The organism is Sphingomonas sp. M6A6_1c (genome assembly GCF_053345135.1).
The window spans coordinates 301,963-316,295 of record NZ_JBKEZO010000003.1 but is presented as its reverse complement, the minus strand read 5'-3'; the positions used below and the strand labels follow the sequence as shown (position 1 = coordinate 316,295).

General features: G+C 71.6%; 11 protein-coding genes. 9 read left to right on the top strand and 2 right to left on the bottom strand.

The window, feature by feature from the left end; genetic code table 11:
* Window positions 1-59: 59 nt before the first annotated feature.
* Entirely contained in the window at window positions 60-383 is a 324-nt protein-coding gene (locus ACLBWH_RS07535) for a hypothetical protein (protein WP_447797915.1), read from the top strand.
* Window positions 380-1,450, top strand: a complete 1,071-nt coding sequence (locus tag ACLBWH_RS07530; RefSeq protein WP_447797913.1) for a spore photoproduct lyase family protein — start codon at window positions 380-382, stop codon at window positions 1,448-1,450. The genes ACLBWH_RS07535 and ACLBWH_RS07530 overlap by 4 nt, the downstream gene beginning before the upstream one ends.
* Before the next feature lie 155 nt (window positions 1,451-1,605).
* On the opposite strand, the gene ACLBWH_RS07525 is transcribed toward ACLBWH_RS07530, so the two are convergent.
* Both ACLBWH_RS07525 and ACLBWH_RS07520 read right to left on the bottom strand, forming a co-directional pair.
* On the bottom strand, window positions 1,606-4,104 hold the full coding sequence (locus tag ACLBWH_RS07525) for an ABC transporter permease (protein ID WP_447797911.1): 2,499 nt from the start codon (window positions 4,102-4,104) through the stop codon (window positions 1,606-1,608).
* The gene (locus tag ACLBWH_RS07520; protein ID WP_322848790.1) at window positions 4,101-4,763 is read right to left on the bottom strand and encodes an ABC transporter ATP-binding protein; all 663 of its coding nucleotides are present in this window, start codon (window positions 4,761-4,763) and stop codon (window positions 4,101-4,103) included. Before ACLBWH_RS07520 ends, ACLBWH_RS07525 begins: the two co-directional genes overlap by 4 nt.
* A 29-nt stretch (window positions 4,764-4,792) precedes the next feature.
* On the opposite strand from ACLBWH_RS07520, the gene ACLBWH_RS07515 reads away from it, so the two are divergent.
* The 7 genes from ACLBWH_RS07515 (at window position 4,793) to treZ (ending at window position 14,331) form a co-directional block, all read left to right on the top strand.
* Complete coding sequence (locus ACLBWH_RS07515; RefSeq protein WP_447797909.1) at window positions 4,793-5,488, top strand: arylesterase; 696 nt, start codon at window positions 4,793-4,795, stop codon at window positions 5,486-5,488.
* Window positions 5,489-5,545: 57 nt separating this feature from the next.
* Window positions 5,546-5,797: a glutaredoxin domain-containing protein gene (locus tag ACLBWH_RS07510; RefSeq protein WP_038662469.1), complete on the top strand. Its 252-nt coding sequence runs from the start codon at window positions 5,546-5,548 to the stop codon at window positions 5,795-5,797.
* 269 nt (window positions 5,798-6,066) lie between these two features.
* Window positions 6,067-9,246, top strand: a complete 3,180-nt coding sequence (locus ACLBWH_RS07505) for a helicase-related protein (RefSeq protein WP_447797907.1) — start codon at window positions 6,067-6,069, stop codon at window positions 9,244-9,246.
* A gap of 207 nt (window positions 9,247-9,453) precedes the next feature.
* A complete protein-coding gene (locus ACLBWH_RS07500) occupies window positions 9,454-10,005 on the top strand; it encodes a DNA-3-methyladenine glycosylase (RefSeq protein WP_447797905.1) in 552 nt (183 codons plus the stop codon).
* A gap of 152 nt (window positions 10,006-10,157) precedes the next feature.
* Window positions 10,158-10,409 (top strand): hypothetical protein, encoded by a 252-nt coding sequence (locus ACLBWH_RS07495; protein WP_322848786.1) that lies wholly within the window; start codon window positions 10,158-10,160, stop codon window positions 10,407-10,409.
* Between the two features lie 119 nt (window positions 10,410-10,528).
* A complete protein-coding gene (gene glgX / locus ACLBWH_RS07490; RefSeq protein ID WP_447797904.1) occupies window positions 10,529-12,640 on the top strand; it encodes a glycogen debranching protein GlgX in 2,112 nt (703 codons plus the stop codon).
* Complete coding sequence (treZ, locus tag ACLBWH_RS07485; protein ID WP_447797903.1) at window positions 12,637-14,331, top strand: malto-oligosyltrehalose trehalohydrolase; 1,695 nt, start codon at window positions 12,637-12,639, stop codon at window positions 14,329-14,331. Before glgX ends, treZ begins: the two co-directional genes overlap by 4 nt.
* The last annotated feature ends 2 nt before the right edge of the window (window positions 14,332-14,333 follow it).

Sequence of the window (14,333 nt, the reverse complement as noted above, 5' to 3'; positions counted from 1 at the left end):
ATCTTTCCACTATCCGCCAATGGCTTGCGACGCGCGGCGGGTTGGTGCGTTGGACCCTGATGCGCGATACCGACCCGCCGACGACCCCCGATGGCCGCTATATCGTGGTACGCGGACGCCTGTGGCGCCGCAGCAACCCCGCGCTCGGCGAAGATCGCCGCGCGGCGCTGGTCGCCGATCTGATGCAGGCCCGCCGCGACGTCGGCGCCGCGTTGCGCGCCGAGGATGCCGCTGCCGAGCGCGACGCCCGCAGCCGCGTCGACGCCGCCAAACAGGCGCTGGGCGAGCGCGGCCCGGTGTGGTGGGACGACGGCACGCCCGATCTCAACCGCCACATGGCGGCGAACACGCCGTATGCCGCCTGGTTCGAGGCCCTGCCGTGAGCGACATCCGGGCGACGCGCCCGTGGCTGCCGCGGCGCGTGCTGATCACCCGCTCGGCGCTGTCGTGGGAGCACGGCCATGCCATTGCGGCGCGCGCGGAGGCGCTGGGCATTCCCGTCGAGCGGCTCGCCTCCGACCGGCTGGCGCTCGGCCTGCCCGACGAGGCCGCCGCCGCTTATGCCGCCGCCAAGAAGACGCTGGCGGTGGTCGTCGCGCCGCCGGGCAAGCTGCGCCTGCAACCGATCGCGCCCTCCGCCGACTGGCGCGTCGACCTTGCCGAGGGCTGCCCGGCGCATTGCAGCTACTGCTATCTCGCAGGCTCGCTGAAGGGGCCGCCGATCACCCGCGCCTATGCCAATCTGCCCGCGATCGTCGCCGCGCTGCCGCAGTATCTCGGCGAGGGAACGGTTACCTCGCGGTCCGCGGCGCGTGCCGACGAAGGGACGACCTATGAAGCGAGCTGCTACACCGATCCGCTCGCGCTCGAACATCTCACCGGATCGCTGTCGGCGCTGATCGCGGCGTTCGGGGCATGGCGGGCGCCGGTACAATTGCGCTTCACCACCAAGTTCGACGCGGTCGAGCCGTTGCTCGCGCTCGATCATCAGGGGCGGACGCGGATGCGCGCCTCGATCAACCCGGCGCGCTTCGCCCGGTTCGAGGGCGGAACGAGTCCGGTTGCGGCACGGCTCGCCGCGCTCGCGCGGATGGGCCGCGCCGGCTATCCGATCGGCCTGACGATCGCGCCGATCATCGCCGCGCCGGGTTGGGAAGACGCTTATGGCGAGCTGCTCGCGCAGGCCGGTGCCGCGCTCGCCGGGGTGGCGACGGACTGCACGATCGAGCTGATCACCCACCGCTACACGCCGGGGTCGAAGGCGGTGCTCGACAGCTGGTATCCGTCCTCGAAGCTCGACATGGGCGCCGAAAACCGGGTGGAGAAACGGACGAAGTTCGGCTCGCTCAAATACGTCTACGACGCAGCGACGATGGGAACGCTGAAACGCTTCTTCGCGGCGGAGGTGGCGCGGCACCTGCCGCAAGCGCGCATCCTCTACTGGACCTAAGTCCTCCCCCGCCAGGGGGAGGTGGCACCGCGCAGCGGTGACGGAGGGGGAGGACAGGGCGGGAGCGTCGTTCAAAGCTCCCGCCCTGTCCTCCCCCTCCACCATCCGGCTTGCGCCGGACGGTCCCCCTCCCCCTTGCGGGGGAGGGATTGGGGTCACACCTCCCGCAGCGCCCGTGCCGGCCGCATACTCAGGATCGGCCACGCGCCCGCCAGTCCGATGCCCAGCGTCACGCCCAGCCCCGCCAGCAGCGTCACGCCCACCGCGACGGGATCGGGCGCCCAGGCGAAGTCGAACATCCGCACCACGACATACCACGCCCCGCCCAGCCCGAGCACCAGCGCCACCACCGTCACCACCGCGCCGAGCAGCAGATATTCGAGCGCCTGCGCCGCCAGCAACTGCCCGCGCGTCGCGCCCAACGTGCGCAGGATCACCGCGTCATAGGTGCGCGCCTCGCGCGCCGCGGCGATCGCGCCGATCAGCACCGCGATCCCCGCCGCCACCGCGACTCCCGCCGCCGCGGCGATCGCCGCCGCGACCTGCCCGACGAGATCGCGCACCTGCGCCAGCACGCCGCGCACCTCGATCACCGACACCGACGGGAAAGGTGCCAGCAGCGCGCGCGTCACCCGCCCCTCGCGCCCCCGCGGCAGGTCGATCGTCGCCGCCAGATTGTGCGGCGCGTCCGCCAGCGTGTTGGGCGAGAACACCAGCACGAAGTTGAACCCCAAAGTATCCCATTGGATCTGCCGGAACGACGCGACGCGCGCGGTGCGCTCGACGCCGAGCAGGCTGACCGTCAGCGGATCGCCGATCCGGAGGTCGAGCGCCTTGGCGAGCCGCTCGTCGACCGAGACCAACGGCGGCCCGGTATAGTCCTTCGGCCACCAGCGACCGGCGGCGAGCGTGCTCCCCTCGGGCAGCGTCGCGGCATAGGTCAGGCCGCGTTCGCCACGCAGCGCCCAGGCGCCCTCGGGCAGCGTCTTGAGGTCGGCGACGCGGGTGTCGCGATAGCCGGTGATCGTGCCGCGCAGGATCGGCACCGTCTTGACCACCGCCGCCGGCACCGCCGCGCCGACGATACGGCGGAACTCCGCCTCGCGCGGCCGCGGCACGTCGAGCGCGAACAGCGCCGGTGCGCGTGCCGGCACGGTGGTGGCGATATTGGCGTCGATGCTGGTGCGGATCGCGGCGAGCAGCACGAACAGCGTCAGCCCGAGCCCCAACGCCACCACCAAAGCCTCGGTGCGCGCACCCGGCCGGTGCAGCGCGGCGATGGCGAGGCGCAGCAGCGGCCGGCGCGACCGCGGCAGCCGCCCCGCCGTCGCGCGCACCAGCCGGCCGAGCCCGGCGAGCAGCAGCAGCGCGCCCGCCACCGCGGCGAGGAAGCTCGCCGCCATCGGCGGTTGCGCCGAGGTGGCGATCGCCAGCGCGACCGCGGCGCCGCCGGCGACGAGCGCGATTCCCCGCCCCCGCCACGACGCCGCGCGCATCGGTGCGAGCGCGCCGCGGAGCAGCCCCGCCGCCGGCGTCGCCCCCGCCGCGGCGAGCGGCGGCGCGGCGAAGGCGATCGCGATCAGCAGGCCATAGGCCGCCGCGCGCAGCAACGGCCACGGCGCGATCGTCAGGTCCGGCACCACCGGCAGCGCGCCGGCGAGCGCCTTGCCGAGCAGCGGCACCGCCGCGATACCGATCACCAGCCCGCCGGCGATCCCCACCAGCGCCGCCGCGCCGATCTCGATCGCATAGAGGCGGGCGACATCGGCGCTGGTCGCGCCGAGCACCTTGAGCGTCGCGATGCCGCCGCGCCGCCCGGCGAGGAACGAGGCGACGCCATTGCCGACGCCGATCCCGGCGATCGCCAGCGCGGCGAGCCCGACCAGCGTCAGGAACTCGCCCATCCGGTCGACGAAGCGCGACGCCCCCGGCGAGGCGCGCTCGCGCGTCTTGCTCTCCCATCCGGCGGTGGCGAAGCGCGCCTCGAACGCCTTGGCGATCCGCGCCGGGTCGCTGCCGGCCGGCAGGCGCAGGCGATAGCGCGTCTCGTAGAGGCTGCCCGGCTGGACCAATTGCGTCGCCGGCAGCGTCGTCATCGCGATGATCGCGACCGGGCCGAGCGTGAACCCCTCGCCGAGCCGGTCGGGCTCGTCGGCGATGATCCCGCCGACGGTCAGCCGAGCCGCGCCCACCATGATGCGCCCGCCCGGACGCAGCCGCAACCGCTCGGCGAGCGCCGGCGCGATCCACGCCTGCCCCGGCGGCGGCGCGCCGACATGCCGCCCGCCCGCCAGTTTCACCCGCCCGTAGAGCGGATAGGTGGTATCGACCGCCTTCAACTGGATCGGCGCGGCGCTGCCGCCGGCGACCGCATTGGCCTGCATCCGCACCGTCTGCGACACCGCGCCGGCACGCGCCAGCGCCGCATGCTCGGCCTCGCTCGCCGATCGCTGCGACACCGCGAATTCGACGTCGCCGCCCAGGATCGCCGCACCCCGCGCCGCCAGTTCGCGTCCCACCGCATCGGCGAGCCCGCCGATCGCCGCCAGCGCCGCGACGCCGAGCAACAGGCAGACGACGAGCAGCCGCAACCCCCGGAAGCGCCAGTCGAGTTCGCGCCGCGCCAGCCGCCACGCCGAGGCCCAGCCGCTCAAACGATCCGTCCGTCGGCGAGCGTCACCACCCGGTCGCAGCGTTCGGCGAGGCTGCGGTCGTGGGTGATGACCACCAAAGTCGCACCGATCGCCGCGCGGCGCACGAACAGCAGGTCCATGATCGCGCTGCCGGTCGCGGTGTCGAGATTGCCGGTCGGCTCGTCGGCGAAGACCAGCGGCGGCCGCGGCCCGAGCGCCCGCGCGATCGCGACGCGCTGCTGCTCGCCGCCCGACAATTGCGATGGGTAATGATCGAGCCGGTGGCCCAGGCCGACCGCCGCCAGCTCCGCCGCCGCCCGCTCCCACGCATCCGCCGCCCCGGCCAGCTCCATCGGCACCGCGACATTCTCCTGCGCGGTCATCGTCGGCAGCAGGTGGAAGGCCTGGAGCACGATCCCGATCCGGCCACGCCGCGCGCGCGCCAGCGCATCCTCGTCGAGGCGGCCGAAGTCGAGCCCGTCGACGGTCACGCGCCCGCCGCTCGCCCGCTCCAGCCCGGCGAGCACCGCCATCAGCGACGATTTGCCCGACCCCGAGGTACCGAGCAGCGCGACGCTCTCGCCGCGCCCGACGGAGAGGTCGATACCGCGCAGGATCGCGGTTTCGCCGAGCGTCAGCGTGACATCGCGCGCGTCGATCACCATAGCGGGTTCGGTCATATCGGGAGGACAAGGCCTTGAAGGGGCTGATGATACGCTATGCGGCAGCGGCCGCGCTCGGCCAAGCCCTGATGCTCGCCGGCTGCGACCGGCCGGCGCAGACGCCGACGCCGGCACCCAGCGCGACGGCGACCGCGACGGCCCGGCGCCCGGCCGGCCCCGAACGGCTGGTACTCGCCTTCGGCGACAGCCTCTATGCCGGCTACGGCCTCGATCGCGGCCAGAGCCTGCCCGATGCGGTGCAGGCACGGCTGCGCCGCGACGGGATCAACGCGACGATCGTCAACGCCGGCGTCTCGGGCGATACCACCGCCGCGGGGCGGCAGCGGCTCGGCTTCGTGCTCGACAATCTGCCGCGCAAGCCCGACCTCGTTCTGCTCGGCCTCGGCGGCAACGACGTGCTGCGCCAGCTCCCCGCCGCCGAGACGCGCGCCAACATGACCGCGATGCTCGACGAACTGCGCAAGCGCGGCCTGCCGGTGGTGCTCACCGGGATGAAGGCACCGCCCAATCTCGGCGCGGATTACGTCGCCGCCTTCGACCGCATCTGGCCCGATCTGGCGAAGCGCGACCAGGCCGGCCTCTACCCCTTCGTCCTCGACGGCGTGATCGGCGATCCGAAGCTGATGCAGGCGGACCGCGTCCACCCCAATGCGACCGGCGTCGCGCGCATCGCCGACCGGCTCACCCCGCTGGTCGCCGCCGGACTCAAACCCGGCGGCTGACGGAACGCACGCGACGCTGCCGCGCTATAGCCGCGAGTGTTCCCGAAAGGACCCGACATGGCCGACAGCCGCACCGCCACTTTGTACCGCATGGTCCTGCCCGACCACATCTGCCCGTTCGGCGTCCGCGCCAAGCAGATCCTGCAATCCGAAGGCTTCGAGGTCGACGACCAGATCCTCCGCTCGCGCGAAGAGGTCGAGGCGTTCAAGGCCGAGCATGACGTCGCCACGACGCCGCTGGTGTTCATCGACGGCGAACAGATCGGCGGCAGCGACGATCTCGAACGCTATCTGGCCCAGGTCGACTGACCCGAGCGGCCAGGCCGGATCGACGTTGATCGGCGCCGCGCCTGCGACACCCTTCAGTTCGTCACCCCGGACTTGATCCGGGGTGACGGAAGAGTGCAGCTTTGACTTCCATCATCGTCCGTAAAAAGGCGAGGATATGCTGGCCCACCCCGCCAAGTCCCTGAGCCGCGGCCGCAAATATCATCCACAGTTTTCGCACTGGCGGAGAAGGAACGTCGCCGCCGACCGGCCGTTCGGCAGCATTCCCTATCGAAAGGCAACATAGGTCTATGCCGGCCAAAGCCAGCCCTTCCCGCGACGCCCCCCTGCTGGCTCCCGAACCGCCGCTCGCCGACCCGCTCGGCATTGCCGAAACCGCCGCCGCGCTCGCCGAACGGCTCGCCGCCGGTGATCTCCTCTTCGCCGTTGCCGACGAACCGCGTGGTGTCGCGCTCAGCCATGCACTCGCGCTCGCGATGCCCGATGCCGAAGTGCTGTTCTGCCCCGGTAGCGACGCATTGCCCGGCGACGCCGCCCCCGCCTCGCCCGGCAACGTCGGCCAGCGCGTCTCGGCGCTACGCCGCATCCGCCTGCTGCTCGACGCGGCCGAGCGGCCGCGCATCGCGTGCATCACCACCGGCGAGGCGCTGGCCCGCGCCTATCCCGCGCCGCAATCCTTCGCCGCCGCGCCGCCGCGCGTCGACGCCGGCGCGCCGATCGATCTCGAGGCGCTGTTCGCCAGCCTGACCGCGATCGGCTACACCCCGGACGAGACCGTCGACGAGCCCGGCGAGATCGCGCTGCGCGGCCAAGTGCTCGACGTCTTCCCCGCCGATGCCGGCCTGCCGCTGCGCGTCGAGGCCGGCGACGGCCGCGTCGTCAGCCTGCGCTGCTTCGATCCCGGCGACCAGCGCACCACGGGGGACATCGACACGCGCGAACTCGGCCGCGTCGCCGAACCGCCACTCGCCGACGAGGGCGTGCCGCTCTGCGACCATCTGCCCGACGCACGCATCGGCTTCGAACCCGCCGCTGACGCCCGCCGCGCGCGCTTCCTCGCGCTTGCCGCCGACGCCGCCAAGCGCCGCCCGACCCGCGCGATCGCCGACACGCTCGGCGACGCCCGCTGGCGCAAGGCGGTCGCCGACCGCGCGATGCCGCCGCTGGCGCGTGCCGGCGACCCGCCGCCGCGCTTCGTCGAGAGCAAGGCGCCGATGCGCGCCTTCGCCAAGGCGGCACGCGCCGCGATCGACGCCGGCGACCGGCTCGCGATCCTCGGCGGCCCGCGCGATCTGCGCTTCCTGCAACGGCGCATCGCCAAGACGCTCAAACTGCCCGTCGCCGAAGCCGGCTCGTGGCCGGCGATCGTCGCCGCCGCGCCGGGCAGCGTCCACACCCTCCCGCTCGCCGCCGATCGCGGCTTCCACCGCGACGGCGTGCTCGCCATCGCCGCCGCCGACCTGCTCGGCAGCCGTGCCGAGCGCGACGATCCCACCACCCCCGTCGCCGACACCGGCCTGTTCGATTATGGCGAGATCCGCCTCGGCGACGTCGTCGTGCACGAGGATCACGGCCTCGCCGTGGTCAGCGGCCTGCAACCCCTGCCCGACGATGCCGGCGACGCCATCGCGCTGACCTATGCCGACGACGGCGTCCGCCTCGTCCCCGTCGCCGAGGCCGACCGCATCTGGCGCTACGGCGCCGATGCCGAGGCGGTGACGCTCGACAAGCTCGATGGCGCGAGCTGGCTCAAGCGGCGCGGCGCGATCGACGCCGCCATCGCCGAAAGCGCGCGCGGCCTCACCGCGCTCGCCGCCGAACGCGACCGCTGCGCCGCGCCCAGGCTCGTTCCCGACATCGCCGCCTACGAACGCTTCGCGGCGGGCTTCGCCTTTACCGAAACCCCCGATCAGGCACGCGCGATCACCGCGGTGCGCGACGATCTCGCCTCGGGCAAGCCGATGGACCGGCTCGTCATCGGCGACGTCGGCTATGGCAAGACCGAGGTCGCGCTCCGCGCCGCCGCGATCGCAGCGCTCGCCGGCCATCAGGTCGCGATCGCCGCGCCGACCACGGTGCTCGCGCGCCAGCATCTCGAAAGCTTCGCCGCGCGGTTCGAAGGGACCGGCGTGGTCGTCGCAGGCCTGTCGCGCCTCACCGCCGCCGCCGACCGCAAGCGGATCAAGGCGGGTCTGGCCGACGGATCGGTGCACGTCGTCGTCGGCACCGGCGCGGTCGCCGCCAAGGGCATCGCCTACCAGGATCTCGCGCTCGTCATCATCGACGAGGAACAACGGTTCGGTGCCGCCGACAAGACGCGGCTGCGCGACCTCGGCGCCGGCCACGTGCTGACGCTCAGCGCGACGCCGATCCCGCGCACGCTCCAGACCGCGCTGATCGGGCTCCAGCAGCTCTCGGTGATCGCCACGCCGCCGGCGCGGCGCCAGCCGATCCGCACCGTCGTCGGCGCGTTCGACGCGACCGTGGTACGCACCGCATTACTGCGCGAGCGCACCCGCGGCGGCCAGAGCTTCGTCGTCGTGCCGCGGATCGAGGACATGGCACCGCTCGCCGAGAAGCTCGCCAAATCGGTGCCCGAGCTCGATATCGTCCAGGCGCACGGCAAGATGCCCGCCGCCGAGATCGACGAGGCTATGGTGCGTTTCGCCGGCGGCGACGGCGACGTGCTGCTCGCCACCAACATCATCGAGGCGGGGCTCGACGTGCCGCGCGCCAATACGATGGTGATCTGGCGCGCCGACCGTTTCGGCCTGTCGCAGCTCCACCAGTTGCGCGGCCGCGTCGGTCGCGGCATCCGCCGTGGTCAGGTCCTGTTGCTCACCGACCCCGAGGCGACGATCGCGCCGCGCACGCTCAAACGGCTCAAGACGCTGGAGGCGTTCGACCGGCTCGGCGCCGGGTTCGCGATCAGCGCGCGCGATCTCGACATGCGCGGCGCTGGCGATCTGCTCGGCGAGACGCAGGCCGGGCATATGAAGCTGATCGGCATCGATTTGTACCAGCATCTGCTCGAAAGCGCGCTGCGCACCGCGCGCGGCGAAACGGTGGAGCGCTGGAGCCCCGAGCTGCACCTCGGCATCGACGGCCGCCTGCCCGACGACTGGATGCCCGAACAGGAGCTGCGCGTCACCACCTACGCGCGGCTCGCCCGCATCGAGGACGTCGACGGCCTTGACGCGCTCACCGACGAGTTGGAGGACCGGTTCGGCGACCTGCCCGACGCGGTGCGATTGCTCCTCGCCATCGCCCGCATCCGCGTCGCCGCGCGCGCGGCGGACATCCAGCGCATCGACGCCGGACCGGCCGCGATCGCGCTCACCCCGCGCAAACCGATCACCCCGCCCGAGGGGTTCAAGGAGAAGAACGGCCGCCTGATCCTCGCCGAGCGGATCGAAGACGCGCAGACGCGGCTAGAGCGGATTGAAGCGGTGCTGGAGGACTGGGGCTGACCGGCGGCCCATAACCGGCATCCGGGCCGGCTTCGAGCTTTTGGCAAGGAGCATTTAGGTTGCCCCGCCCTTTCCAACCCACTCCGTCACCCCGGACTCGTTCCGGGGTGACGGGTGAATGAAGGCAGCCGCCTGAACCGCTCGTCGTATCCGCCCACAGGGGTACACGCTTGCCCCGCAACGCCTCCCCCGCCTAACCCCACCGCGATGCCGCTACCCCCAGCCTTCTTCGACCGCGACGTCGCGAGCGTCGCCCGCGACCTCATCGGCGCGACGATGCGGATCGACGGCGTCGGCGGCACGATCGTCGAGACCGAGGCTTACGACGCCGACGACCCCGCCTCGCACAGCGCGAACGGGCCAACGGCGCGCAACGCGGCGATGTTCGGTCCCGCCGGCCACGCTTATGTCTATCGCAGCTACGGCATCCACTGGTGCCTAAATTTCGTCTGCCGCCCGGGCAGCGCGGTGCTGATCCGCGCGCTCGAACCGACCGACGGCATCGCGACGATGATCGCCCGCCGCGGCCTCGCCGATCCGCGCCTGCTCTGCGCCGGACCGGGGCGGCTCTGCCAGGCGCTCGGCGTCGATAAGGCGCTCGACGGCGCCGCGCTCGACCTGCCGCCGTTCGCGCTGGCCGCCGCCGGCGCCGCCATCCCGACCCACGCCGGCACGCGCATCGGCATCACCCGCGCCGTCGAGACGCCGTGGCGCTTTTGCGCGGCGGGCTCGCGCTTCCTCAGCAAGCCGGCGCGCTGATCCCGAGCTTCGGCGCCAGAAACCAGATGTTGGCGCGCCACGCGGCGCAAATCGCTCCGAAAACGCCCGCCGCCCTCCTATGAGGTGTTTGGCATGCATAATGCACTGCTACGGGTACAGCCACATCGGGCTGTGTCCTTGGGAGGAACATCATGCTCATCACCACCATCGCCGCCGCGCTCCTGTCCGCCACCGCCGCGCCGCAGCCCGCCTCGACACCCACCGCATCCGCCACCCCCGTCGCGACCGCAGCGGCCGCCGCCGCCGCGACGCTGGCGCGCCCGGACTATAACCCGCGCGTCTGCCTGGTCGACGACGTCACCGGTTCGCACATCCGCCGGCGCGAGTGCAAATCGCTCAGCCAGTGGCGCGCCGCCGGCTTCGACCCCCTCGCCAAGCGCTGACCCGAGCAGGCGCGCCGGCCCGACCGCCGGCGCGCCGCGCGCGCGTGAATTTTCGGTCGGGAGCTTCCATGCTGCACCTGCGTTTGGCGCAGCGAGATCAATATGGGGGTTCCTAAGACGTGCATTCCTTGCCCGACCGGCTCGAGCCGGGCTCGCCGTATCCGCTTGGTGCGACCTTCGACGGTCTCGGCGTCAATTTCGCGGTCTTCAGCGCCAATGCCGACCGTATCGAACTCTGCGTCTTCGATCCCTCCGGCAAGCGCGAGTTGCAGCGGATCACGCTTCCCGAATGTACCGACGAGGTGTTCCACGGCTATCTGCCCGATGCCGCGCCCGGCCTGATCTACGGCTATCGCGCGCACGGCCGCTACGAGCCCGAGAACGGCCATCGCTTCAATCCCAACAAATTGCTGCTCGATCCCTATGCGCGGCGGCTGCACGGCCAGATCAAATGGACCGACGCGCTGCACGGCTACAAGGTCGGCCACGCGCGCGAGGACCTGAGCTTCGACAAGCGCGACAGCGCGCCGGCGATGCCCAAGGCGGTCGTCGTCGACGATCATTGGGACTGGTCGCGCGACACCAGGCCCAACACGCCCTGGTCCGAAACCGTGATCTACGAGGCGCACGTCAAGGGCCTGACCAAGCTGATGGAGCTGGTGCCGCCGCGCGAACGCGGGACCTATGCCGCGCTCGGCCATCCCGCGGTGATCGCGCATCTCAAGCGGATCGGCGTCACCGCGCTGGAACTGCTCCCCATCCAGACCTTCACGCAGGACCGCTTCCTGCAAGAGAAGGGCCTCAAGAACTATTGGGGCTATAACACGCTCGGCTTCTTCGCGCCCGAACAGGCCTATATGTCGACCGACAGCCAGGACGAGCTGCGCCGCGCCGTTCACCGGCTGCACAAGGCGGGGATCGAGGTGATCCTCGACGTCGTCTACAATCACACCTGCGAAGGCTCGGAGAAGGGGCCGACGCTGTCGTGGCGCGGGCTCGACAATGCGAGCTATTACCGGCTAGTCAAGGATCAGCCGCGCTATACGATCAACGACACCGGCACCGGCAACACGCTCAACCTCAGCAACGCCCGCGTCGTCCAGATGGTCGCCGATTCGCTGCGCTATTGGGCGACGAGCTTCGGCATCGACGGCTTCCGCTTCGATCTCGGGCTGACGCTGGGGCGCGAGGACGACGGCTTCGACCCCGGCGCCGCCTTCTTCGACGTGGTGCGGCAGGACCCGGTGCTCGGCCGCCTCAAGCTGATGGCGGAGCCGTGGGACGTCGGCCCCGGCGGCTATCAGCTCGGCAATTTCCCGCCCGGTTTCGCCGAGTGGAACGACAAATATCGCGACACCGTCCGCCAGTTCTGGCGCGGCGACGCCGGCCAGCGCGCCGATCTCGCCGCGCGGCTCGCGGGGTCGGGCGACCTGTTCGACCGCCGTGCGCGGCGGCCGTGGGCGAGCATCAACCTGCTCTCGGCACACGACGGCTTCACGCTCGCCGACACGGTGATGTACGAGGAGCGCCACAACGAGGCCAATGGCGAGGACAATCGCGACGGCCACGACAACAACCATTCGCGCAACTGGGGCCACGAAGGCCCGACCGACGATCCCGCGATCAACGACGCACGGGGCCGCGTCCAGCGGTCGATGCTGACGACGCTGCTCGCCTCGCTCGGCACGCCGATGCTCGTCGCCGGTGACGAATTCGGCCGGACGCAACAGGGCAACAACAACGCCTATTGCCAGGATAACGAGATCAGCTGGCTCGACTGGCAGGCCGCGGCGAGCGAGGCGGGCCAGACGCAGATCGACTATGTCGCGCGCCTCACCGATCTGCGCCGCCGCTACCCCGTGCTGCGCGCCGCGACCTTCCTCTACGGGCAGGATTCGCCCGGCCACGGCATCAACGACGTCGAATGGTGGGACGAGCGCGGCGAGCGGCTGAGCCCCGAGGACTGGCAAAATCCGGAAGGTCGCGCGCTGATGATGCGCCGCGCCAGCCGCAACGATGCCGGCGAGGTCGAGGCGATCTCGCTGCTGCTCAACGGTTCGCCCGATCCGGTGACCTTCCACCTGCCGCCGCCCCACGCCGGCCGTATCGTGCTGATCGACAGCGCCAAGCCCGACCAGGGCGAAATCGCGATCGAGGACAGCTACGAGGTGTCGCCGCAGGGCGCGGTGCTCGTCACCTGGACGCTGCGCTTCGAGGACGACGCGGCATGAGCCGCCGCTGGGGCGCCGAGCTGCGCGACGACGGCCGCACCCGCTTCGCGCTCTGGGCGCCGGCGCGCGACGCGGTGACGCTGGAAATCGACGGCGGCGCGACGATTCCGATGATCGCGGACGGTGACGGCTGGTTCGCCGCCACCGCCGACGCCCCCGCCGGCACGCGCTACCGCTTCCGCATCGGCGACCTCGCCGTCCCCGATCCGGCGAGCCGCGCGCAATCGGGCGGCGTCCACGGCTGGAGCCTCGTCATCGATCCCGCCTACGCCTGGAGCGTACCCGACTGGCGCGGCCGGTCGTGGGAAGAGACGGTGCTGATCGAGCTTCACGCCGGCGTCCTCGGCGGCTTCCGCGGCGTCATGGACCAGATCCCGACGCTCGCCGCGCTCGGCATCACCGCGATCGAGCTGATGCCGGTCAACGCCTTCGGCGGCACGCGCAACTGGGGCTATGACGGCGTCCTGCCTTATGCCCCCGCCGAGGCCTATGGCGCCCCCGCCGACCTCAAGGCGCTGGTCAACGAGGCGCATGCCTTCGGCCTCTCGGTCTTCCTCGACGTGGTGTACAATCACTTCGGCCCCGACGGGAATTACCTGTCGGCCTATGCGCCCGATTTCCTCGACGCCGACGTCCACACCCCCTGGGGCGGCGCGGTCGCGGTGAAGCAGGCGGCGGTGCACCGCTTCTTCGTCGACAATGCGCTGATGTGGCTCGGCGAATATCGCATCGACGGTCTGCGCTTCGACGCGGTCCACGCGATCGACGATCCCGACTTCCTCGATGCGATGGCGGCGGAGATCCGCGCCGCCTTCCCCGACCGCCACATCCACCTCGTCCTCGAAAACGAGCGCAACGACGCCGAACGCCTCCGAAAGGGCGGCTATGACGCGCAGTGGAACGACGATTTCCACAACGTCCTCCACGTCCTGCTCACCGGCGAGACCAGCGCTTATTACAGCGACTTCGCCGACCTTCCCGCCGAGCGGCTCGCGCGCTGCCTCGCCGAGGGGTTCGTCTATCAGGGCGAGCCATCGGCCAATCACGACGGCACGCCGCGCGGCACGCCGAGCGCGCATCTGTCGCCTACGCGCTTCGTCGCCTTCCTCCAGAACCACGATCAGGTCGGCAATCGTGCGCTCGGCGAGCGGCTCACCGTCCTCACCGACACCGCCCGGCTGCGCGCCGCGACCGCGCTGCTGCTGCTCGGGCCGCAGGTGCCTTTATTGTTCATGGGGGATACGGAGGGCAGCGAGACGCCGTTCCTGTTCTTCACCGACTTCCACGACGAACTGGCCGACGCGGTACGTGAAGGCCGGCGCAAGGAATTCGCCAAGTTCGACGCCTTCGCCGATCCCGCGGCACGCGAACGCATCCCCGACCCCAACGCCCCCGACACCTTCGAACGCTCGCGACCCGAGCCCGGGCCGGACGCCCACGGCTGGCGGACGCTGATCCGCGACCTCATCGCGCTGCGCCAGCGCGCGATCGTGCCGCATCTCGCGGGCGCGCAGGCCATCGGCGCCGAAGCGAACGGCGAGGCGGCGGTCACCGCCCGCTGGCGGCTCGGCGACGGCAGCATCCTGACGATCGCGCTCGATCTCGCCTACGATCCGGCACCGCTGCCGGAAGGCGAAGGCGAGGTGTTGCACGCCGAAGGCGAACGCTTCCGCGCCTGGATCGCGAAATGATC